Source organism: Amycolatopsis sp. CA-126428 (assembly GCF_002904335.1).
Classification (GTDB): Bacteria; Actinomycetota; Actinomycetes; order Mycobacteriales; family Pseudonocardiaceae; genus Amycolatopsis.
In genome coordinates this window covers 24,314-44,269 of sequence record NZ_PPHF01000085.1, presented here as the reverse complement: position 1 = coordinate 44,269, position 19,956 = coordinate 24,314, and the positions used below count along the sequence as shown (strand labels likewise).

The 19,956-nt window shown below is 71.4% G+C and carries 18 protein-coding genes; 9 read left to right on the top strand and 9 right to left on the bottom strand.

Annotated elements, in window-relative coordinates; genetic code table 11:
* The first annotated feature begins 90 nt into the window (after positions 1 to 90).
* The 3 genes from C2L58_RS23400 to rifN are packed head-to-tail and all read left to right on the top strand — an operon-like array spanning position 91 to position 2,788.
* Positions 91 to 1,161, top strand: a complete 1,071-nt coding sequence (locus C2L58_RS23400) for a Gfo/Idh/MocA family protein (protein ID WP_103339756.1) — start codon at positions 91 to 93, stop codon at positions 1,159 to 1,161.
* A 12-nt stretch (positions 1,162 to 1,173) separates the two neighbouring features.
* Complete coding sequence (locus tag C2L58_RS23395; protein ID WP_103339755.1) at positions 1,174 to 1,872, top strand: HAD-IA family hydrolase; 699 nt, start codon at positions 1,174 to 1,176, stop codon at positions 1,870 to 1,872.
* A gap of 4 nt (positions 1,873 to 1,876) precedes the next feature.
* The gene (gene rifN, locus C2L58_RS23390; protein WP_103339754.1) at positions 1,877 to 2,788 is read left to right on the top strand and encodes a kanosamine kinase; all 912 of its coding nucleotides are present in this window, start codon (positions 1,877 to 1,879) and stop codon (positions 2,786 to 2,788) included.
* Positions 2,789 to 3,083: 295 nt separating this feature from the next.
* On the opposite strand, the gene C2L58_RS23385 is transcribed toward rifN, so the two are convergent.
* The 5 genes from C2L58_RS23385 to C2L58_RS23365 all read right to left on the bottom strand — a co-directional run bounded on the left by C2L58_RS23385 (position 3,084) and on the right by C2L58_RS23365 (position 9,491).
* On the bottom strand, positions 3,084 to 4,349 hold the full coding sequence (locus C2L58_RS23385; RefSeq protein WP_103339753.1) for a cytochrome P450 family protein: 1,266 nt from the start codon (positions 4,347 to 4,349) through the stop codon (positions 3,084 to 3,086).
* A 377-nt stretch (positions 4,350 to 4,726) separates the two neighbouring features.
* Positions 4,727 to 6,229: a bifunctional 3-(3-hydroxy-phenyl)propionate/3-hydroxycinnamic acid hydroxylase MhpA gene (gene mhpA / locus C2L58_RS23380; RefSeq protein WP_103339752.1), complete on the bottom strand. Its 1,503-nt coding sequence runs from the start codon at positions 6,227 to 6,229 to the stop codon at positions 4,727 to 4,729.
* Positions 6,230 to 6,236: 7 nt separating this feature from the next.
* Positions 6,237 to 7,430: a phthiocerol/phthiodiolone dimycocerosyl transferase family protein gene (locus C2L58_RS23375; protein WP_103339751.1), complete on the bottom strand. Its 1,194-nt coding sequence runs from the start codon at positions 7,428 to 7,430 to the stop codon at positions 6,237 to 6,239.
* Positions 7,427 to 8,200 carry a thioesterase II family protein gene (locus C2L58_RS23370; RefSeq protein WP_103339750.1) on the bottom strand — a complete coding sequence of 258 codons (774 nt, stop codon included), beginning with the start codon at positions 8,198 to 8,200 and terminating at the stop codon, positions 7,427 to 7,429. Before C2L58_RS23370 ends, C2L58_RS23375 begins: the two co-directional genes overlap by 4 nt.
* A gap of 16 nt (positions 8,201 to 8,216) precedes the next feature.
* A complete protein-coding gene (locus C2L58_RS23365; RefSeq protein WP_103339749.1) occupies positions 8,217 to 9,491 on the bottom strand; it encodes a cytochrome P450 family protein in 1,275 nt (424 codons plus the stop codon).
* 197 nt (positions 9,492 to 9,688) lie between these two features.
* Here C2L58_RS23365 and C2L58_RS23360 point away from each other — a divergent pair, with 197 nt between their 5' ends.
* From C2L58_RS23360 to C2L58_RS23350, 3 genes are read left to right on the top strand one after another with little or no spacing between them, the layout of a single operon-like run.
* A complete protein-coding gene (locus tag C2L58_RS23360; protein WP_103339748.1) occupies positions 9,689 to 10,507 on the top strand; it encodes a 27-O-demethylrifamycin SV methyltransferase in 819 nt (272 codons plus the stop codon).
* Positions 10,508 to 10,527: 20 nt separating this feature from the next.
* Positions 10,528 to 11,214 (top strand): thiamine pyrophosphate-dependent enzyme, encoded by a 687-nt coding sequence (locus C2L58_RS23355; protein WP_103339747.1) that lies wholly within the window; start codon positions 10,528 to 10,530, stop codon positions 11,212 to 11,214.
* Positions 11,211 to 12,122 (top strand): transketolase family protein, encoded by a 912-nt coding sequence (locus tag C2L58_RS23350; protein WP_103339746.1) that lies wholly within the window; start codon positions 11,211 to 11,213, stop codon positions 12,120 to 12,122. Before C2L58_RS23355 ends, C2L58_RS23350 begins: the two co-directional genes overlap by 4 nt.
* An 11-nt stretch (positions 12,123 to 12,133) precedes the next feature.
* Here C2L58_RS23350 and C2L58_RS23345 read toward each other — a convergent pair whose 3' ends face one another.
* Positions 12,134 to 12,916, bottom strand: a complete 783-nt coding sequence (locus C2L58_RS23345) for a hypothetical protein (RefSeq protein WP_233225879.1) — start codon at positions 12,914 to 12,916, stop codon at positions 12,134 to 12,136.
* Positions 12,917 to 12,971: 55 nt separating this feature from the next.
* On the opposite strand from C2L58_RS23345, the gene C2L58_RS23340 reads away from it, so the two are divergent.
* A complete protein-coding gene (locus tag C2L58_RS23340) occupies positions 12,972 to 13,226 on the top strand; it encodes a hypothetical protein (RefSeq protein WP_146073651.1) in 255 nt (84 codons plus the stop codon).
* Between the two features lie 33 nt (positions 13,227 to 13,259).
* On the opposite strand, the gene C2L58_RS23335 is transcribed toward C2L58_RS23340, so the two are convergent.
* Entirely contained in the window at positions 13,260 to 14,762 is a 1,503-nt protein-coding gene (locus C2L58_RS23335; protein ID WP_103339744.1) for an FAD-dependent monooxygenase, read from the bottom strand.
* A 213-nt stretch (positions 14,763 to 14,975) separates the two neighbouring features.
* On the opposite strand from C2L58_RS23335, the gene C2L58_RS23330 reads away from it, so the two are divergent.
* Positions 14,976 to 15,863 carry an NAD(P)H-binding protein gene (locus C2L58_RS23330; RefSeq protein WP_103339743.1) on the top strand — a complete coding sequence of 296 codons (888 nt, stop codon included), beginning with the start codon at positions 14,976 to 14,978 and terminating at the stop codon, positions 15,861 to 15,863.
* Between the two features lie 220 nt (positions 15,864 to 16,083).
* A complete protein-coding gene (locus C2L58_RS23325) occupies positions 16,084 to 18,075 on the top strand; it encodes a multicopper oxidase family protein (RefSeq protein WP_103339742.1) in 1,992 nt (663 codons plus the stop codon).
* A gap of 211 nt (positions 18,076 to 18,286) precedes the next feature.
* Here the strand turns inward: C2L58_RS23325 and C2L58_RS23320 are convergent, their stop codons facing one another.
* Together C2L58_RS23320 and C2L58_RS23315 are read right to left on the bottom strand one after the other, a co-directional pair.
* On the bottom strand, positions 18,287 to 18,487 hold the full coding sequence (locus tag C2L58_RS23320; RefSeq protein ID WP_103339741.1) for a ferredoxin: 201 nt from the start codon (positions 18,485 to 18,487) through the stop codon (positions 18,287 to 18,289).
* A gap of 98 nt (positions 18,488 to 18,585) precedes the next feature.
* Positions 18,586 to 19,785 carry a cytochrome P450 gene (locus tag C2L58_RS23315; RefSeq protein WP_103339740.1) on the bottom strand — a complete coding sequence of 400 codons (1,200 nt, stop codon included), beginning with the start codon at positions 19,783 to 19,785 and terminating at the stop codon, positions 18,586 to 18,588.
* Positions 19,786 to 19,956 lie beyond the last annotated feature (171 nt).

Below are 19,956 nucleotides of genomic sequence, written 5' to 3'. Positions count from 1 at the left end.
GCGAGGGGTGCGCATGAGCGAGCTGGCGAGCGAATCATTCAACACTGCGCGTGCCGCTCAGGCCACGCCGAGCGTCAGCGAGGGGTGCGCATGAGCGTCCGGGCCGCGGTGGTCGGGCTCGGCTGGGCGGGCCGGGAGCTGTGGCTGCCCCTGCTGCGCGAGCACGCGGACTTCGAGGTGGTCGCCGCCGTGGACGCCGACCCGGCGTCGCGGCAGGCGTTCACGAAGGCGACCGGTATCCCCACGCACGCCGCGGTGTCCGCGCTGACCGCACGTGACGTAGACCTCGCCGTCGTCGCGGTGCCCAACTACCTGCACACCGAGGTGGCGGGCGCGCTGCTCGCGACCGGGATCTCCGTGTTCCTGGAGAAGCCGGTGTGCCTGACCTCGGCCGAGATCGACATCCTCGCCGCGGCCGAACGCAGCGGGGGGATGCTGCTGGCCGGCAGTGCCGCCCGCTACCGCGGTGACGTCGGCGCGCTGCGGGACCTCCTGCCGGAGCTGGGCGAAATCCGGCACGTCGCCATGGGCTGGATCCGGGCCCGGGGCGTGCCGCGCGCGGGCGGCTGGTTCACCCAGCGCGAGAAGGCCGGCGGGGGAGCGCTGTACGACCTCGGCTGGCACCTGCTCGACACGCTTGCGTTCCTGCTCGGCCCGGCCGCCTTCACCCAGGTCATCGGCGTGACGTCGGACGACTTCGTCAACGCCGGCGCCTGGCGCGCGGCGTGGCGGCAGGACCGGCCCGGCGCCGACCTCGCCGACGTCGAGGACACCGCGCGCGGCTTCCTGGTCCGCGACGACGGCGTCTCGGTTTCCCTCCGGGCGAGCTGGGCCTCGCACCAGGCGCGAGACGTCTCGGTGATCCACGTCGAGGGCAGCGCCGGCACCGCGGACCTGCGGTGCACCTTCGGCTTCAGCCCCAATCGCGAGCCCGAGCCCGTGCTGACGGTGACCCGCGAAGGCACCACCACCCGGCTGCCCGTGCCGCTCGAGCGCATCGGCGTCGAATACACCCGCCAGGTGAGCGACCTCGCCACGACGCTGGCCGATCCCGGCAACCGCGGCCGGGCCGTCGCCGAAGCGCGGCCGATCGTGCAGCTGATCGAGAACTTCTACGCCTCCGCGGGCTCGGTGCGCGGCGCTGTCCCGGCGTACCAGTAGAAAGGGAGCTCCATGTCTTTCCCGATCGTCGATCGGCCGGAGGCCGGGGCCGATCCCTCGGTACCGGTCCGGCACGCGGTCATCTTCGACCTCGACGGGGTCGTCGTCGACAGCTTCGCGGTGATGAGCGAGGCCTTCGCCATCGCCTACGCGGAGGTGGTCGGCGACGGCCCGGCGCCTTTTGCCGAGTACCGGCGCCACCTCGGCCGCTATTTTCCGGATATCATGCGGATCATGGGCCTGCCGCTGGAGCTGGAGGAACCGTTCGTCCGCGAGAGCTACCGCCTCGCGAGCGAGGTTCAGATCTTCGACGGCGTCACCGAGCTGCTGCTGACGCTGCGGGCGCGGGGGCTGCGGCTGGCCATCGCCACCGGCAAGAGCGGGCCGCGGGCCCGGTCCCTGCTCGACGACCTCGGCCTGCTCCCGTTCTTCGAGCACGTCATCGGCTCGGACGAGGTCGCCCGGCCCAAGCCGGCCCCCGACATCGTGCGGCACGCGCTGGACCTGCTGGACGTCCCGCCCGAGCAGGCCATCATGATCGGTGACGCGCCCACCGACCTGCAGAGCGCACGAGGTGCCGGCGTCGCTTCGGCGGCCGCCCTGTGGGCGCCCCCCGACGACATCGGCGAGCTGCTCGCCGCTGGTCCCGACGTGGTGCTGCGGCAGCCGGCCGACCTGCTCGCGCTCTGCCCGCCGGTGCCCGGCCGCTGACGACGTGGGCACCCCGGGCCACCTCGGCATCGACGTCGGCGGCACCAAGGTCGCCTTCCGCGTCGAGGCCGGCTCCGAGTGCGTCGAGGAAACGTCGTTCGCCTGGGGAGCCCGGCACAGCGCGCAGGAGGACCTCGCGCAGCTGGCCGGGCACGTGGCCCGGCTGCGCGAGCGGCTCGACGTCCCGCTGGAGGCGGTCGGGGTCGCGATGCCCGGCACGGTCGGCCCGGACGGCCGGATCACGACCTGGCCCAGCCGCCCGGAGTGGACCGGAGTAGACCTGAAAACGGCGTTGCACGAGCTGTTCCCCGAGGCGGCGATCGCCTGGGCGGACGACGGCGACCTCGGCGCGCTCGCCGAGGCGCGGGCCTCGGGCTGCGAGAACCTGCTGTACATCGGCATCGGCACGGGCATCGGCGGCGGCCTGGTCCTGGGCGGCGTGCCGTGCCCCGGCCTCGGCCGCGGGTCGTTCGAGATCGGCCACCTGATCGTCGAGATGGGCGGGGTCCGGTGCGTCTGCGGCCGCCGAGGGTGCCTGCAAACGCTGGCTTCCGGCCCGGCGACCCTCCGCCGCGCGTCCCTCCTGCGCGGAGCGGACGTCTCGTTCCCCGCGCTGCAGCGGGCACTGCACCACGGAGAGCCGTGGGCCGCCGACGCCCTCGAAGGCACCACCCGGGCACTGGCCGCGGCGGTGACCGGGGTCCAGGAGCTGGTCCACCCGGACCGCGCGTTGATCGGCGGCGGGTTCGCGGCGGGGATTCCGGAGATCGTGCCGTCGGTGGCGGGGCACCTCGCGGAGTTCGTGCGCCAGGGCCAGACCCCGGTCCCCGTGGAACCGGCCGCGCTGGGCGGGTTGTCGTCGCTGCGGGGTGCGGTGGCGCTCGCCGGATTGGTGGCGGGGGGAGCAGCACTGTGACCGCTCACCTGCGGTTCGGCACCGAGTGGTTCATCCGCGCCGGTCAGGGGCCGGGGATCTCATGGCGTAGGCACCCCTTTCTCTCTCCGGGTCGCACCGCACGGGCAGTTACCTCGGCCCGGGCCTGCGTGTGACCCGGCCAAGACTTCGGCCGGCCGGGGGAGCACCCGGCCGGCCGAAGGGGGAACACCGCGCTACCCGGTGACCGGCAGCCCGGCCAGTCCCGGGAACGCGTTCGCCCGGCTTGACCCGGACTTCGTCGGCCGGGACAGCCGGGCGCAGTCCCGGCAGGGCGTCAGGACGCCGGCGCGACGAGCCGCACCGGAAGGTCCTTGGTCCGGGTGAAGCCGGGCCGCAGGATCCACGGGATCTCCTTGCGCGGCACCGCCAGCGTCAAGTCCGGGAACCGCGTGTACAGCCCGCGCAGCGCCACTTCCGCCTCCAGGTAGGCGACGTGCTGGCCGAGGCAGCGGTGGATGCCCTTGCCGAAGCCGAGGTGGCTCTCGCTGCCGACGGCGAGCCGGTCGATCTTCAGCTTCTCCGGCTCGGGGAACTTCCGCGGGTCGCTGTTGGCCGCCATGATCAGCGGCACGACCGGCATCCCGCGGGGGATCACCGTGCCGCCCACCTCGATGTCCTCGGTGGCGAACCGCGGCTGCCCGAACTGGATCGGGCCCAGCCGCTGCAGCTCGCGCACAGCCTGCGGCCACAGCGTCGGGTCGGCCTTCAGCCGCGCGAGCTGGTCCGGGTGCTCGTGCAGGGCCAGCACCGAGTTGCCGATCAGGTAGGTCGTCGTCTGGTGCCCGGCGGTGACCAGGCTGAACAGGACGCCGACCAGCTCGTCGTCGGTGGCGATGCCCGGGTTCTTGGCCTGCGCCTCGACGAGCGCGGTGACCATGTCGTCCTTGGGCTCTTCGCGCCGCCGCTCGATCATCCCGCGTGCCGCGGCGAGCGTCTTGCGGACCTCCTCGGGCAGCCGCTTGCCGTCGAGGGTGGCCATCGCGTCACTCCACGCGCGCCACTGCGGGCGGTCCTCCGCGTCGACGCCGACCAGCTCGCAGATCACCGTGACCGGCAGCGGGTAGCAGTACGACTCGACGAGGTCGATCGGCGTGCCGTCGCCGCCCTCGGCGGTCAGCTTGTCGAGCAGCTCCGCGGTGAGCTCCTCGACGCGGGGGCGGAACTTGCCGACCCGGTGCGCGGTGAGCGCGTAGGAGACCAGCTTGCGCAGCCGGGCGTGCTCCTCGCCGTCGGAGGCGTTGATCAGGTTCTTCAGCCAGGGGATCAGCTCCTCCGGCATGTCCAGGTGCCGGAAGACGCCGTTGCGGATGTCCTCGGCGGGCGAGTCGGCCAGCGGGTTGCACTGGAACCGCTGGTCCATCAGGACCTGCCGCACGTCTTCGTAGCGGGCGGCCAGGTACATCGGCGGCCCGCCCATGAAGCCGCCGATCTGCAGCGTCGGCGCCTCGCGGACCGCCGCGTGCGCTCCCCACGGGTCGGCGACCACTTCCGGGGAGAACAGGTCGACCGGTTCGGCCGAAGTCTCGGCAGTGGTGGTCATGGGCCTTCCTTTCGTATCGAAGCAGTCCGTTGCGGATGGTCGTGCGGTCGGTGCGTGGCGGCGATGCAGGCGGGGTGGCGGGTCAGGTTGCCCGCGAACAGCCGCCGGGTGCGGACGTGCGCGCTTCGAGGTGCGCCGGCAGGTCCGATCGGGCTGAGTCGACCACGTCGTATCGATCCTCTGCTCCTCGATTGCGGACCTCACGCTCGAATCACGCTAGAAGCGCGGGGACGAGCGGACATCCCTCAACGTGGTAGGCCGCCGCGGGCAACCGGCCGGGACTACCCGCGTTGGTGATGGCTCGCGGCGGTGTCCTGGGCAAGCCGGAGCCGACCTCCGGCCACCCCCGCTGTCCGATGGCGGGGCAGGCGCTTCGGTCAGGGCGTGGGGACCGGGGTGCGCAGGCTGGTGCGGAGGGCGTCGGCCAGGGTCGGGAGGTCGCCCCGGCTCGCGGTGCCGAAGACGTGGTAGTCCGGGCGGACGAGGGCCGAAGCCGCACCGAACCGGGCCAGGAACGGCCGGTAGACGTTCTCGATGTCCAGGCTGCCGTCCAGCCGGACCACGTGCGTGCCGAGCTCGGCGAGGAAGTCCGAAGGGGACTCTTCGGTGGTGAGCAGCACGAAACCCCGGCCGACGACGTCGTCGAAGAGCCCGGTGGTCCCGCCCGCGCACACCCGCCCCTGCGGCACGACCACACCCGCGCCCGGGCTTTCGTGGAGCAGCCCCCCGGCGAGCGGTTTCGCCGGCTCCGGACGGCCCGCGGGCTTGCCGCGGCGGTTGGCCAGCACGGTGGCGTCCCGCTCGGCGGCGGCCGCCGGGTCCGTCACGCAGATCACCCGGCCCAGCTGGACCGACGCCAGGATGGCCTCCCGGGCCTGCTCCCGGCGTTCGTGCCCGTAACTGTCCAAAAGAGACTCAGGTGCCAGGCCGCGGAGCGTCAGGTCGAGCTTCCACGCCAGGTTGGTGACGTCCCGGATGCCGGAACACATGCCCTGCCCCGCGAACGGCGGCATGAGGTGCGCCGCGTCGCCGGCGAGCAGGACGTGCCCCACCCGCCACCGGTCGGCCCAGCGGGCCTGGAAGATGTAGGTGGTGCTGCGCAGCAGGGTCGCGGTCCCGGGGGTGACGCCGAAGGGCGCCAGCAGCCGCCACGCCGTCTCGGCGGTGTTCAGCTCGGCCGCGTTTTCCCCCGGCAGGCGCATGAATTCCCAGCGACGGCGGCCAGGGCCGCTGCCCACCAGCGTCGTCGGCCGGGCCGGGTCGCAGATCTGCACGTTCGTCGGGACGAACTCACGCGGCTCGGTCAGCTGGACGTCGCAGAGCAGCCACTCGTAGGAGAACCCGAGATCGGTCACCGGCACGTCGAGGTGCTCGCGCACGAAGCTGTTGGCGCCGTCGCAGCCCACCACCCAGCGCGCCGACAGCGTCCGCGAGACGTCGTCGGCGTCGACGGCGGTCACCTGGACGTGCTCGCCGTCGGCGATGGCCACGACTTCGTGCCCGCGCAGCACGGTGATTCCGGGCAGGTCCGCCACCCGGGCCGCGACGAGTTCCTCCAGCGCGGGCTGGTGCATGGTGTTCGCGTCCGGCCAGCCGTACGGTCCTTCGGTGGTGAAGGCGATGTCCAGCAGCGTCTGCCCGTCGGCGGTCTGCCACTGGTAGCCGTTGGCCGGCGCGGTGATCCGCCCGAGGTCCGGGCCGATCCCGGTGGCGGCCAGCAGCCGCGCGGTCTCGCCGTCGAAACTGGTCGCCCGCGGCAGCCGGTACGGCCGCGGCCGGCGCTCCAGCACCGTCACCCGCCAGCCGCGCTGGGCCAGCAGCACCGACAGGGTGGCGCCGATCGGGCCGTTGCCGACGATGACGACGTCCGTGTCCGTCAAAAGAACCTCACAGGGTCAGGCGGGCCAGCTGTTCGCGCAGGCAGTCCAGCCGCCGCGGCAGCGACGGATCGCCCTCGGGCCAGGCCAGGTCCAGGCCGATCCGGCCGCCGAACGTGCTCAGCACGTAACCGCCGAGCGCGCCGGCCTCCCGCATCCGGGACGCCGAGTGCAGGGTGGCCAGCCGCAGCCCGTCCGGCGTGCGCATCGGCGGGACGACGCCCCAGTTCATGATGCTGACCACGACGAGCGCGAGCTTCGGGTCCCACGGCTTCGCGGCGGCGGGCCTGCTGAACATGTCGAGGATGCTGCGCTGCACGGAACCGTCGGCGAGCCCGGCCCGCAGCTGCTCGCCGATGGCCCGGCCGATCGCGACGGCGTCGGGCGCCGTCCCGCCGGTCACCTTGAAGCCGACCCCGCCGAGCACGTTGGTGCCTTCGGTCGCCCCGACCGGGGGCGTCAGCCGGCCGCGCAGGTTCACCGAGTACCGGTAGATCAGGTCGGTCAGCGGCATCTCGCGGACCTCGGCCTCGGCGAGCAGCACCGCACCCGACACCAGGCCGTTGATCGTCACCTTCTCGCGGTGGCCGAGGTTCGCCAGCGCCGTCGTTTCGGCCTCGGTCAGCCGGTGCCGGACGACGTGCCGGACGACGGGTTCCGGCCGGGGCGTGGCCGGTGGGGCCAGGGGTGTCGCCGGGCCGTTCGCGTGGATGCCGCGCTCGGCCAGCAGGTCCTCCAGCGACCGCGGATACGGGTGCCGGCCCAGGTCGAGCGGCACGCCTTCGACGACGTCGGTGTAGCAGGACCACAGCGCGGAGAGGATCGCGGTGGCGTGGTGGGCGTCGGCGACGCTGTGCTGGATCGCCAGGCAGACGCCGGCCGCGTCACCGTCGCGGACGACGTTCAGCGCGCTCAGCGAGCGGCTCTGGTCGAGGTCGAGCCCGGACAGCGGCCGGTCGAGGTCGCCGTCGGCGAACCGGACCTCCGGCGGGGAGTCCGACTCGGTGAGGACCGCGCCTTCGCCGGTGAACTCCACCCGTGCGGAAAGCTGCGGAAAGGCGCGGCAGACCGCTTCGAACGCCGTGGTCAGCGCGTCCGGATCGAGCCGCCCCTCGGCCCGCACGGTGTATCCGATGTAGGCCTCTTTGACGGCGTGGATGCTCTCGCTGGGCGCCAGCGCCCGCCGCACTCCGGTCCGCGTCACGGCTTCCCTCCCGTGGCCAGCGCGACGCCGGCCAGCTTGCCGGTGATCGTCGCGATCATCGGGGCGGCCTGGTCGACCAGGAAGAAGTGGCCGCCCGGCAGCACCTTCAGTTCGGTGGGCCCGGTGGTGTGCTCCTCCCACGCACGGGCCTCCTCGACCGACACGCGCGGATCGCGGTCGCCGGTGAACACCGTGACCGGGCAGTCCAGCTGCCGTCCCGGCTCGTGCCGGTAGGTCTCGACCGCGCGGTAGTCGCTGCGGATCGCGGGCAGCACCATGGCCAGCAGTTCCGGGTCGGCGAGCATGGCCGCGTCGGACCCGCCCAGCTTCCGCAGCTCGGCGACGAGCCGTTCGTCCGACGCACCGCGCACGTCGTCGTCGCGGTAGCGCGACGGCGCCCTCCGCCCGGACGCGAACAGGTGCGCCGGCGTGGGCCGCCCGGCTTCGGCCATCCGCAACGCCAGTTCGTAGCCGATGATCGCGCCCATGCTGTGCCCGAACAGCGCCAGCGGCCGGTCGTCGAACGGGCGCAGCACCTCCAGCAGCCGGTTCGTCAGCCCGCCGATGCTGTCGACGGGCGGCTCGTGGCGCCGGTCCTGGCGGCCCGGGTACTGGACCGCCAGAACCTCCACCGCGGGCGCGAGGGCCTTGGCGAGCGGGAAGAAGAAGCTGGCCGAGCCGCCGGCGTGGGGCAGGCAGACGAGCCGCGCTCGCGCGTCCGGGGCCTGTGCGAAACGGCGTAACCACTTTTCGACATCTGGTTGGTGCACGGGGACTGCCCTTCGGCTAAGCGAGCTTCAAGGGGAGCGTCTTGGTCCGGGTGAACGCCGGCCGCAGGATCCACGGGATCTCCTCGCGCGGCACGGCGAGCGCCAGGTCCGGGAACCGGGTGAACAGCCCGTGCAGCGCCACCTCGGCCTCCTGGTAGGCGAGGTGCTGGCCCAGGCAGCGGTGGATGCCCTTGCCGAAGGACAGGTGCATCTCGTTGGCGACGCTCAGCCGGTCGACGATCAGCTTGTCCGGCTCGTCGAACTTGCGCGGGTCGGTGTTGGCGGCCAGCAGCAGCGGCGCGACCGGCGTCCCGCGCGGGATCGTGACACCGCCGAGTTCGACGTCTTCGGACGGGAACCGCGCCTGCGTGAACTGGAGCGGGCCCAGGCGCTGCAGTTCCCGGACGGCCTGCGCCCACAGCGCCGGCTCGGCCTTCAGCCGGGCGAGCTGGCCGGGGTGCTCCAGCAGGAACAGCACCGAGTTCCCGATCAGGTAGGTCGTCGTCTGGTGCCCGGCGGTGACCAGGCTGAACAGGATCCCGACGATCTCGTCGTCCGACACCCGGCCCGGGTCTTCGGCCTGGGCCTGGACGAGCGCGGTGACCAGGTCGTCCTGCGGTTCGGCGCGCCGGCGGGCCATCAGCTCGCGGGAGAGGGCGATGCACTTGCGCAGCGCGGGCGGGATGCTGGGGCCGTCCATGGTCGCCATCGCGTTGCCCCAGGCGTGCCAGGCCGCGCGGTCGGACTCGTCGATGCCGACCAGCTCGCAGATGACCGTGACCGGCAGCGGGAAGCAGAACTCCTCGACGATGTCGACCGGCGAGCCGTCCTTGCCCTGCTCGGCCATCTTGCCGAGCAGGTCCGCGGTGATCTTCTCGACGCGCGGCCGCAGCGCGTTGACGCGGCGCGCGGTCAGCGCGTAGGAGACCAGCTTGCGCAGCCGCGTGTGGTCCTCGCCGTCGGCGGTGTTGAGCTTGTTGGCCATCCAGGGGATGAGGTCTTCGGGGAAGTTCATCGCCTTGAAGACGCCGGCGCGGATGTCGGCCAGCGGCGAGTCTTCCGGCGGGTTGGTGAGGAAGCGGGGATCGGTGAGGACGGTGAGGACGTCCTCGTAGCGGGTGGCGAGCCACATGTCCGGCCCGCCCATCATGGTGCCGAGGTTGAGCGTTCCCGTGTGCGGCAACGGCTCTTCGCGCAACCGCGCGTACCAGCCGAACGGGTCGGCGACCACTTCCGGCGAGAACAGGTCGACCGGCTCGGCCGAAGGCCTGGCGGTGGCGGTCATGGCCATCCCTTCCGTTCGCGTGAAGCGTGCCCGGGTCGGACGGTAGGGAAGCGGTGCCCGGCCGGGCATCCCCCAACCTGACAGTGCTCGCCCGTGTCTCCTGTGGACAGTCCGGCAGTGCTATCAGAACGAGGGATGCCCAGTCTGCCGTGTCTCCCATAGCCTGCGGAGAATCATGCCGAAACGAATGCTGAGGGGTACTGGTGACGAAGCCGACTCCGAAAGAGATTGGTAAGGGCTACGACGCGTTCGCGGACCTGCTCGACCAGCTCTGGGGTGAGAACCTGCACCACGGCTACTGGGACGACGAGTCCGCGACGCTCGAAGAGGCCACCACGCGGCTGACCGACCGGCTGGCCGGGATGCTGCCGCTGCGGGCGGGCGACCGGCTGCTCGACATCGGCTGCGGCAACGGCGAGCCGGCGATCCGGATGGCGACCGCGAACGACGTCATGGTCACCGGCATCTCCATCAGCGAGAAGCAGGTGGAGCGGGCGAACGACCGCGCCTACAAGGCCGACGTCGACGACCGGGTCGTCTTCGAATACGCCGACGCGATGGAGCTGCCGTACGAGGACGGGTCGTTCGACCTCGTCTGGGCCCTGGAATCGCTGCACCACATGCCGGACCGCTGGCACGTGATCCGCCAGGCGGCCCGCGTGCTGCGGCCGGGCGGGCGGCTGGCGCTCGGCGACTTCCTGCTCGTCCCCGGCCCCGCCGGCCTGGAGGCCGACGCCGAGCGCGTCCGCGAGGTCGGCAAGGGCGTGGTCGCCGTCGTCCCGCTCGACGAGTACCAGGCCCACCTGCGCGAAGCCGGCCTCGAGCCGGAGAACGCCGAGGACGTCAGCCAGTTCACCCGGCCGTCGTGGGCCAAGGCGGCAGAACGCTTCGAAGGGCTGCGGGAGCAGGCGCTGCAGTACATCGATGCCGCGCAGTTCGAGGTCACGCTGGGCCGGTTCCAGGCGTTCAGCGACGAACCGTCGCTCGGCTACGTCCTCCTGACCGCGCGCAAGCCCGAGTGAGGGAACCCATGCCCGGATCCATGACCGAAGAGAACCTCCGCGGCCTGTTCGGCCGGATGACGGGGGACGAGAAGCACGGCTGGGCCGCGGCGTCGACGCTGCACGCGATCTGGGTGCTCTACGAGCGCGTGCTCAACGTGTCGCCGTCGAACATCGACGACCCCGACCGCGATCGGTTCTACCTCTCCAAGGGCCACGGCCCGATGGCCTACTACGCGGTGCTCGCCGCGAAGGGCTTCATGGCGCCGGAGACGCTGGACACCTGGCGGCAGTGGGGCTCGCCGCTGGGTATGCACCCGGACCGCACCCTGGCGCCCGGCGTGGAGATCAGCGCCGGTTCGCTCGGCCACGGGCTGCCGCTCGGCGTCGGCACCGCGCTCGGGCTGCGGGCGCAGGGCCGGGACGCCCGCGTGTTCGTCCTGATGGGCGACGGCGAGTTCGACGAAGGCAGCAACCACGAGACGATGGCCATCGCCGGCCGGCTCGGGCTCGACCGGCTCACCGCGATCGTCATCGACAACAAGACGGCCAGCCTCGGCTGGCCGGGCGGCATCGCCGGGCGCTTCGAGCAGGAGGGCTGGGCGGCGACCACGGTCGACGGCCGTGACCACGACGAGCTGGAGAAGGCGCTGACCGGGGAGACCGACGGGCGGCCGCGCGCGGTCGTCGCGGAGATTCTCCCGCTCGAGGAAGGGGCCGGCGCATGACCGCCCAGGTGACCAGGAAGCAGATGCGGACGGTCTTCGCCGAGACGGTGATCGAGTCGCTGGCCACGGACCCGCGGGTGGTCATGCTGACCGCCGACATCTCGTCGTGGTTCTTCTGGGACGTGAAGAAGGAGTACCCGGACCGCGTCCTCAACTTCGGCATCCGCGAGCAGGCGATGATCGACATCGCCGGCGGCTTCGCGCTGGCCGGCCAGCGGCCGGTGGTGCACACGTACGCGCCGTTCCTGGTCGAGCGGCCGTTCGAACAGCTCAAGATCGGCCTCGGCCACCAGGACGTCGGCGCCGTGCTGGTCAGCGTGGGCGCCTCCTACGACGACCCGTCGTGGGGCCGCACCCACCAGGCCCCCGGCGACGTGGCCCTGCTGGACACGCTGCCGGGCTGGACGGTGCACGTGCCGGGTCACGAGGACGAGGTCGCCCCGCTGCTGAGCCAGGCCATCGCCGGGGACGGCCGCGTCTACGTCCGGCTGTCCGAACGGGCCAACAGCGAGGCGGTGCCGGTCTCGGCCGGGTTCACGGTGCTGCGCCAGGGCCGGTCGGGCGTGGTGATCGCGGTCGGCCCGGTCCTGGACCAGGTCCTGGCGGCCACCGAGACGGCGGACGTGACGGTGCTGTACGCGTCGACGGTCCGCCCGTTCGACCACGCGGGCCTGCGCGCGGCGGTGGCGGCCGCGGCGCCCAACGTGGTGCTGGTGGAGCCGTACCTGCGCGGCACGTCGGCGTTCGAGGTCACCGAGGCGCTGGCGGACGTCCCGCACCGCCTCCGCTCGTTCGGCACCTGGCGGGACCGCGAGGCCCGCGTCTACGGCACGGCGGAGGAACACGACCGCCTGTTCGGCGTCGACGCCGGGTCCCTGGCGGACTCGATCACCCGTTTCGTCGCCTGACGAGCCGGACCTCACCCGGCTCCACCCACACCGTTCACCCCCAGGCGGTGTGGGTGGAGCCGGCTTTCGTCCTGTCCCCCAGCGCCCCGAGGCGGCCTTGGCGACCCGTTGTCTGTCGACCTGCTGTCGCTGGCATCGCGCAACCTCATCGCATTGCTTTCCAGTTGGCCGCCGGCTCGGCACGTGAAGTGAGCGTCGCCATGTTCCGAGCCCCGCTTGGCCGCCAGACCGGCCAGGTCTTCCCGCGCGGACGCCCCGCACCATCGATCAGGGTGGAGCGCCGACGCTTCGCGCAACTTGCCGGCGTCTTCCTCCAGCAGTCCTGCGGCATGCAACGCCGACGCTCGTACCACGCTCAGCCGCGAGTGACCGGCGGACGCGGCAGAGGCCGCCGAGACCAGCGCCTTCCCCACGTCGCGGGCACCCAGTTTGCCTGCCGCACGAACCAGCCACGAAGCCGCCGCCGGCTCCGACACCAGAAGCTGGCGAAGAACGACGGGGTTCATGACGATCCCGTCGATGAGACCAGCCGCGCACTCCACGCCGCTGCGGGCCTCCGTGTCCAGAGCGGTCACCCATGCCCCCGCGGCCTGCCCGAAATAGCCCAGCAAAGCCTCCCTTGCCAGCTTGTCCACATAGTGGAGACAGGTCCTCATGTCAGCGCGGCGGAATGCACCGAGTGCCATCACGACATAGCCGTTCGGCAGCAAAGACCGGATACCGCGCCACTCCGCGATCCGCAACCCGGCGCCGATCTCGGCGATACCTTCGCCGACCCGGCCCATGGCGAACAACAGCTCACCGCGGACGGGGCGCAACGTCGGGCGTCAGGCCATGATGACCGCTTCGGTGGGAAGCGATGAGCGGGCCGAGTTCGTCCGGTCGAGCCGGGAGAACCGTGCCCTGCACCGGGACAGCCACCGCGGCGTGGTCGTCGCGGTGGCTCCCGTGGGACTGCGTGACGGTGGCGTGCAGAACGGCCATGGCCGGACCACGAGCTACCGGATGAGTGAACTCACCGCGTTGCTCGAGGCACTGGAACGCCACGGCGGCATGCGCCGGGTGGTGAGCGAACGGTGGTCCGTGCCGGCCACCGCGAGGTGACCGGCAACGCGGTGGGCCCGCGGCCCTGGTCGGCTATCGGTCGGCCGGGCCGGCCCAGGTGGTGAGCGCGGCCTCCAGTGCCACGATGTCGGGAGCTTCGCCGTCGGACGCCGCCCAGGCGGTGTACCCGTCGGGCCTGAGCAGGACCGCGGCAGGCGACGGGATCTCACCGGCGGCACGGGCCCGGTCGGCGCGGCGGGCGTCGACGACGTCGAGGCGGTCGGCCCACGCCTTGGCGGCGGTGGTCACCTCCGCGGCGACCACCGCGTCGCCGGACAGGTTGAGCAGCAGCGGGCGCGCCTTGTGCAGCAGGCTGAACAGCCGGATATCGCCGCTGGGCACGGTCAGGTCGAGGTCGGGGAACCGGTAGCCGCACAGGGGATGCGCCTCGCCGAGCGGGTAGCGGACGTCCAGTGCGGAGATCATGCCGGCCAGCAGGTGGTTCACCTCGCCGACCGCGACGAGGCCGGCGAACAACTCCCGGAGTGCGCCGGCGTGTGCGCCGGGGCGGGCCAGCGCGATCTGCGCACGCGTGTTCTGCAGTACGCGCTCGGCCACCGGATACCGTTCACTGTGGTAGCTGTCGAGCAGGTCGTCGGGCGCGTGACGGTGGATCACCGTGGCGAGTTTCCACCCGAGGTTGACCGCGTCCTGCATGCCGAGACTCATGCCCTGACCGCCGGCCGGGAAGTGGATGTGGGCGGCGTCCCCGGCGAGCAGCACCCGGCCCCGCCGGAAACCGGCGGCCAGCCGCGCCGCATCACCGATGCGAGAGAGCCAGCGGGGACTGTTCATGCCGAAGTCCTTGCCGGCGATCCGGACCGTCGCGTCCCGCAACCGCTCGAACGTCACGGGTTCATCCCGGGCAGTCACCCGGTCGTACTCGGTCGTGAACACGCGGTACCAGCCTGGCTCGTAACCCAGGATCGAGACGTTGCCGCTCTCCCCGGCGAGCACCGCCGGTCCGTCGGGCGGATCGGTCATCTCGACGTCACCGAGCCAGGAGGTCAGGGTCGCCGGGGTGCCGGGGAAGTCGATTCCCGCGAGCTTGCGGACCGCGCTGCGCCCGCCGTCGCAACCCACCACGTACTCCGCCCGCACCGTCGACACCGAGCCGTCCGGCCCGCGCACGTCGACCTCCGCGCCTGCCTCGCCCTGCCGCAGACCGACCACTTCGGACGACCAGCACACCGGCGCGCCGAGCTCGGCGCCACGCTGTTCGAGCAGGACCTCGACCCGGTTCTGCAGCAGCAGCAACGTGAACGGGTGGCGGGTCTCGAGCTTGCTGAAGTCCAGCAGTTGCTTGGCGAAAAGCCCGGCAGGCACCGTCGTGCCCTCGGCGAGGTACGGGCCGAGGATGCCCCGCTGGTCCAGCAGTTCCAGCGTGCGTGCGTGCAGCCCACTCGCCCGTGACTCACCGGAGCGGGTCTCGAGCTTGTCCAGCACCAGCACTTCGACGCCGTGCAGCCGCAGTTCGCAGGCCAGCATCAACCCCGTCGGCCCGGCGCCGGCAATCACCACATCGGTCTTCGTCATGGGCCTCTCGCTTTCGACCAGCAGAGCGTGGCCCGTCCGGCCGGGCAGGCGGTATCCTGCGATCTGGTATATGTCCCGGACTACTCGCATTGGTGATGGTCCCCACCGAGCGACGTCGGCGAGTCTGACGCCCGGACACTTCGGCCAGGAGGACCCTGCGTGAGGGCCAACCGTGCTTGACGAACCGGAAAAAGCGATCCAGGCAGGAGACTCATGACGATCTTGGTGACCGGCGCGACCGGCAATGTCGGCCGCAACGTCGTGGACCTGCTGGTACAGGCGGGAACGGACGTGCGGGCCACCTCCCGTGATCCCGAGTCGCTCGACCTGCCGGCGGAGGTCGATGTCCGCAGAGCGGATCTCACCGACCCGAAGACGTTCGAACAAGCACTTCAAGGCGTGGACAAGGTCTTCCTGTACACCCAGCCGTCGGCCATCGGCGAAATCATGGCGGCCGCGAAGTCCGCCGGCGTCAAGCACGTCGTGCTCCTGTCCTCGCTGGCCGTCGCCGGTCGCGACCCGGGCCACTGGATCGCGCGGTGGCATCTGGCCGCCGAGGAGTCGATCGAGCGGTCCGGTCTGTCGTGGACGTTCGTGCGGCCGGGCCTGTTCGCGGCGAACTCTCTGCAGTGGGCCCGGTCCATCAAGGCCGGAGCGCCGGTGCGGCTCCACTACGCACGCTCGTACGTGTCGGCCATCCACGAGCGGGACATCGCCGAAGTGAGCACCTGCGCCCTGCTCCAGGACGGCCACGCCGGGGCGAAGTACCACATCACCGGCGGCGACAGCATCACCCAGGCCGAGCAGGTCGCCCTCATCGGCAAGGCGATCGGCCGCGACCTGGCGTTCGACGACATCACCGGCGATGACGTGCGCGTGGAGCTCCGCCAGCGGTTCGAGCCCCGCCTTCAAGAACTCATCCGGAGCGGAGTGATCGAACCGGCAGCCGCACCGGAGATCATCGAGACCAGGATCCGCCACTACGTGGAAGCACTCGAAGGGCCTGCCGAGATCGACGGCACGGTCGAGAAGGTCCTCGGCAAGCCGGCCCGGACCTTCGCCGAGTGGGCGGTGGACCACAAGGCGGACTTCACGAACTAGCAGGTTGTCGCGGCTATCAGAACGAGGGATGTCCGCCGAAGAGGCCTGCCATAGCCTGTGGCTGGTCATGCAGGGCAATCGGCGGCATGACCTCGTTCCGCGGCCTGCACACGCTGTGGCGACCGGCCCCGCAGCCTGATCGGCGAAGCCCGCGCCCCAGACGGTGAACCGTTGCCGCACAACGGGTGTAGTCCCCCCAGATGAAGCAGGAGAAACACTGATGGACGGCTCCGTCGATCGTCGCGTCTTCCTCACCTCCGCCGTGCTCGGTTCCGCGGGCGTCGTGGCGGGCATGGGCTTGCTCGGTTCGAGCGCACCGGGGGCGGCGACCTTGCCGGCGACCGGCGGCGGGCGGCCAAGGCAGCCGATGCAGGCGGTCCAGCTCCCGGCGCCGAACTTCGGTCTCACGAAGTTCCTCGACCCGGTGAGGATTCCGCCGGTGCTCCGGGCATATTCGCGGCGGTACCGGGACGAACTGACGATCACGATGACCAACGCGCGGGTCCGGCTGCACTCCCAGCTGCCCGAGACCACCCTGTGGACCTACCAGGGACAGTTCCCCGGCCCGACCGTCGAGGTGCGAAGCGGCAGGCAGCTGCGGGTCGCGTGGACCAACGAGCTGCAGGGCACCGTCCCGCTCGTGGCCGTGCGCGCGCCGTTCGCGCAGCCGACGCCGGCGAACCTGCCCGGCTACCGCAACCAGGACGGCAGCGTGGCGCCCGGGGTGGAGCTGATCGGCGGTGTCGCCGAACTGGTGCCGTGGAACGTCGTGCACCTGCACGGCGCGGTGACCAACGGCGGCAACGACGGCTGGGCGCACAACGGCATGCTGCCGGGCGGCACTCAGCTGACCGAGTACCCGAACGGCCAGCCCGCGACGGGTCTCTGGTACCACGACCACGCGATGGCCGTGACGCGCTTCAACGTGTACGCGGGCCTCGCCGGTATGTACCTCGTGCGCGACGACGAGGAGGCCGCGCTCGGACTCCCGGGCGGCGACTACGAGGTCCCGCTGATCATCGCCGACCGCAACCTCGACACCGACCCGGCGACCGGCGCGCTCACCGGTCAGCTGCTGTTCAAGTTCCAGTACCTGCCCGCGAGCGGCACGTCGGCCCCCGTCACCGGCCCGTTCACCGTCGTCAACGGAGTCATCTGGCCCCACCTCGACGTCGAGACGCGCTGGTACCGCTTCCGCGTGCTCAACGCGGCGAACTCCCGGTTCTTCCGCCTCAACCTCGTCGACGAGGCGGGCACCGTGCACAACGACGCGATCCGGATCGCCGGCACCGACGCCGGACTGCTGCCCGCTCCGGCGCCGATGCCGGCGGACGGGCTGACCCTCACCCCGGCCGAGCGGGCCGACCTGCTGATCGACTTCAGCCGGTTCCCGGGCCAGCGCTTGCGCCTGGTCAACACCGGCGCCACGGTCGAGCCCGACATCATGGAGTTCCGCGTCGAGGGCCGCGCGCGCAACGACTCGTTCTCCCCGCCGGCCCGGCTGTCCCCATCGTATGTCCGGCTGGCGCCCGGTACGTCCGTGCCGGAAGACCACGACGAGGTGTTCGTCGCGATGACCCCGCCGGGGGTTGCCGGCAGGCCGCACCCGGAAATGTGGGAGCTGCAGGAGATCACCGACCCCGCCGCGCTGCCGGCGAAGTTCCCGGCGGAGGGGATCGTCCAGCTCACCGACCCGGCGATGGGAATGGTCCGGACCTTCCGCAAGGTCGCCCGCCTGTTCGACGACACGACGACGATCTTCGTCGACCGGGGCCGCTGGGTGGTGTGGAACCTGATCCACCTCGGCGGGACCCCGCACCCGATGCACATCCACCTGGCGCGGTTCCAGCTGCTGAACCGGCGGGCGATCGGCGATCTGAAGCCCTTCGACCTCGCGACCGGCGGCACCACCACGCCGCTGCCCGCACCTGGTGACGGCCTGCCGATCGAGAAGTACGAGGAAGGCTGGAAAGACACCTTCATCCTGCGGCAGGGTGAGTGGATCACCGTCGCCGGCCGGTTCGACGGCGGAACCGGTGAGTTCATGTACCACTGCCACGTCCTCGACCACGAAGACGAAGGCATGATGCGGCCCTTCGTCGTGCACCCGCCCGAGGTGGCCCGGTTCCACATGCGCTCGAGCGGGTCCGGCCACGGCGGACATTCGATGTCCGCGATGCCTTCCATGAACTCCGGCCACGGCGGGCACTGACCAGTGAAGGTCGGAGCTTGAAGGCCTGAGCCCGGTATTCGGCCGGGCTCAGGCCTCTCCGGTTCTCGGCCATGGAGTTGTCGAGGCAGTCGGCTTCAGCGTCGGGGACGGGCTCGGAAGACGAACTTCCCGGATACGCCGAACCGCTCCCCGGAAGCCGGAACTGGATTCCCAGTCCCGGCTTCCGGGGAGCGGTTCGGATCGGGCGCCCTCAGCGATCGACCCGCAGCGCCCTGGCCGGGCAAAGCTCGACCGCCTCGAGCACAGCTGCTTCGGCCTCGGGCTCCGGCCCCGGTTCGGTCTGCCGGAGCACCACCACGCCGGTGTCCTCGCACTGGTCGAACATCTCGGGCAGGCGCAGCACGCACAGGCCCGCACCGACGCAGGCGGCCTGGTCCGCGGATACCTTCATGCCGCGTCCCGGGTGATCGGCGGCGAGTGCACGCCGTAGGTGATCATGTCCGTGTGCAAGGGGACCTCCTCTGGTGGTATGGCGAGGCAAACCGGTGCTCACCAGGTGACCGGCAGTTCGTTCATGCCCTGGATGGCGATTCCCGGTTTGAAGGGGACGTCCTCCGGCGCGGCCGCCAGACGCAGGCCGGGCAGCCGGGTGAACAGGCTGCGGAGGCCGATGTCCATGGTGACGCGGGCCAGGTTCTGCCCCAGGCACTGGTGAGCGCCGAAGCCGAAACCGATGTGTTCCCGCGTGGAGTGGTGCCAGTCCAGTTCGTCCGGCCGGTCGTGGACGCTCTCGTCGCGGTTGATCACCGACGTCAGGAAGACCACGCCGTCGCCCTCCCGGATGGTGATGCCCGCGATCTCGATGTCCTCCGTCGCCACTCGCCCCATCCCGTCGGCGATGCTGAGGTACCGCAGCAGCTCCTCGATGGCGGCGGGCATCAACGAGGGATCCGCTTGGAGCTCGGCACGTTGCTCCGGGTGTCGCAGCAGGGTGTAGATGGTGGTCGAGAGCATGTTGGAGGTGGTCGAATGGCCGGCCCCCAGCAGGACCAGGATCAGGTCGACCAGCTCCTCGCGCGTCATCCCCCGGCTCTCGGGGGTGGTGGCGAGGTCCTTGAACAGCCCTTCGCTCAGCCGGTGCTGATTCTTCCCGATCAGGTCGCCGATGTAGGCCTGGAGTTCTCTCATCGGTCCCTGCGGACGCTGCTCGCCCAGCAACCGGGTGATCTGCTCCTCGAAGAAGTCGTGGTCTTCGTAAGGCACGCCGAGCACTTGGCACATCACCATCGACGGCAGCGGCATCGCGAAGTCGGTGACCAGCTCCGCGGGAGGGCCCTTCTCGATCACGGCGTCGAGCACCCGGTCGGTGAACTCCTGGATGAGCGGGCGCATGGCGACGATCCGCTTGATGGTGAAGGCGGAGATCAGCATCCCGCGGTGGATCTTGTGCGCCGGGTCGTCGGCACCCACCAGTGCCGGCGTGCTGCGCTCGCCGGTCCCGAACACGTACGCACCCCTCGCGGGGAACCCCGGGTTCCGGCGGTCGACGGAGAGCCGGGAGTCGACCAGCAACTGGCGAGCCAGCGCATAGCTGGTGACCGCCCAGGCCTCGCGGCCGTCCCACAGCACGACCCTGCTCACCGGACCCTGATTCGCCAGCTCCCGGTAACGCGGCGGCGGAAGGTACGGGCAGGTCCGGTCCTGCGGGAAAGCCACGGTTTCCGTCGCGGATTCCTCGGTGGCGGTCATGGGTCGTTTTCCTTCCGTGCCGAAATGCGCGCGATCCGCCGGCGCGGAGGCCGGCGCGCTGCGGTGCCGTTTCGCAGACGGTAGAGGCCCGGCGCCCGGCCGGGCATCCTGCAAGTTGGTGGTGCGCCCGCGCTATTCGATCGGGGGATGCCCGGGTGGCCGTGCTCGGGC

Bases quoted from the DNA above. Each gene is read 5' to 3' on its own strand.
- C2L58_RS23385 (WP_103339753.1), bottom strand. From the start codon at position 4,349: ATGACCACCACTGCCGAGACTTCGGCCGAACCGGTCGACCTGTTCTCC.
- C2L58_RS23325 (WP_103339742.1), top strand. From the start codon at position 16,084: ATGGACGGCTCCGTCGATCGTCGCGTCTTCCTCACCTCCGCCGTGCTC.
- C2L58_RS23315 (WP_103339740.1), bottom strand. From the start codon at position 19,785: ATGACCGCCACCGAGGAATCCGCGACGGAAACCGTGGCTTTCCCGCAG.
- C2L58_RS23355 (WP_103339747.1), top strand. From the start codon at position 10,528: ATGACCGAAGAGAACCTCCGCGGCCTGTTCGGCCGGATGACGGGGGAC.
- C2L58_RS23400 (WP_103339756.1), top strand. From the start codon at position 91: ATGAGCGTCCGGGCCGCGGTGGTCGGGCTCGGCTGGGCGGGCCGGGAG.
- C2L58_RS23350 (WP_103339746.1), top strand. From the start codon at position 11,211: ATGACCGCCCAGGTGACCAGGAAGCAGATGCGGACGGTCTTCGCCGAG.
- C2L58_RS23365 (WP_103339749.1), bottom strand. From the start codon at position 9,491: ATGGCCATGACCGCCACCGCCAGGCCTTCGGCCGAGCCGGTCGACCTG.
- C2L58_RS23330 (WP_103339743.1), top strand. From the start codon at position 14,976: ATGACGATCTTGGTGACCGGCGCGACCGGCAATGTCGGCCGCAACGTC.
- C2L58_RS23395 (WP_103339755.1), top strand. From the start codon at position 1,174: ATGTCTTTCCCGATCGTCGATCGGCCGGAGGCCGGGGCCGATCCCTCG.
- C2L58_RS23320 (WP_103339741.1), bottom strand. From the start codon at position 18,487: ATGAAGGTATCCGCGGACCAGGCCGCCTGCGTCGGTGCGGGCCTGTGC.
- C2L58_RS23335 (WP_103339744.1), bottom strand. From the start codon at position 14,762: ATGACGAAGACCGATGTGGTGATTGCCGGCGCCGGGCCGACGGGGTTG.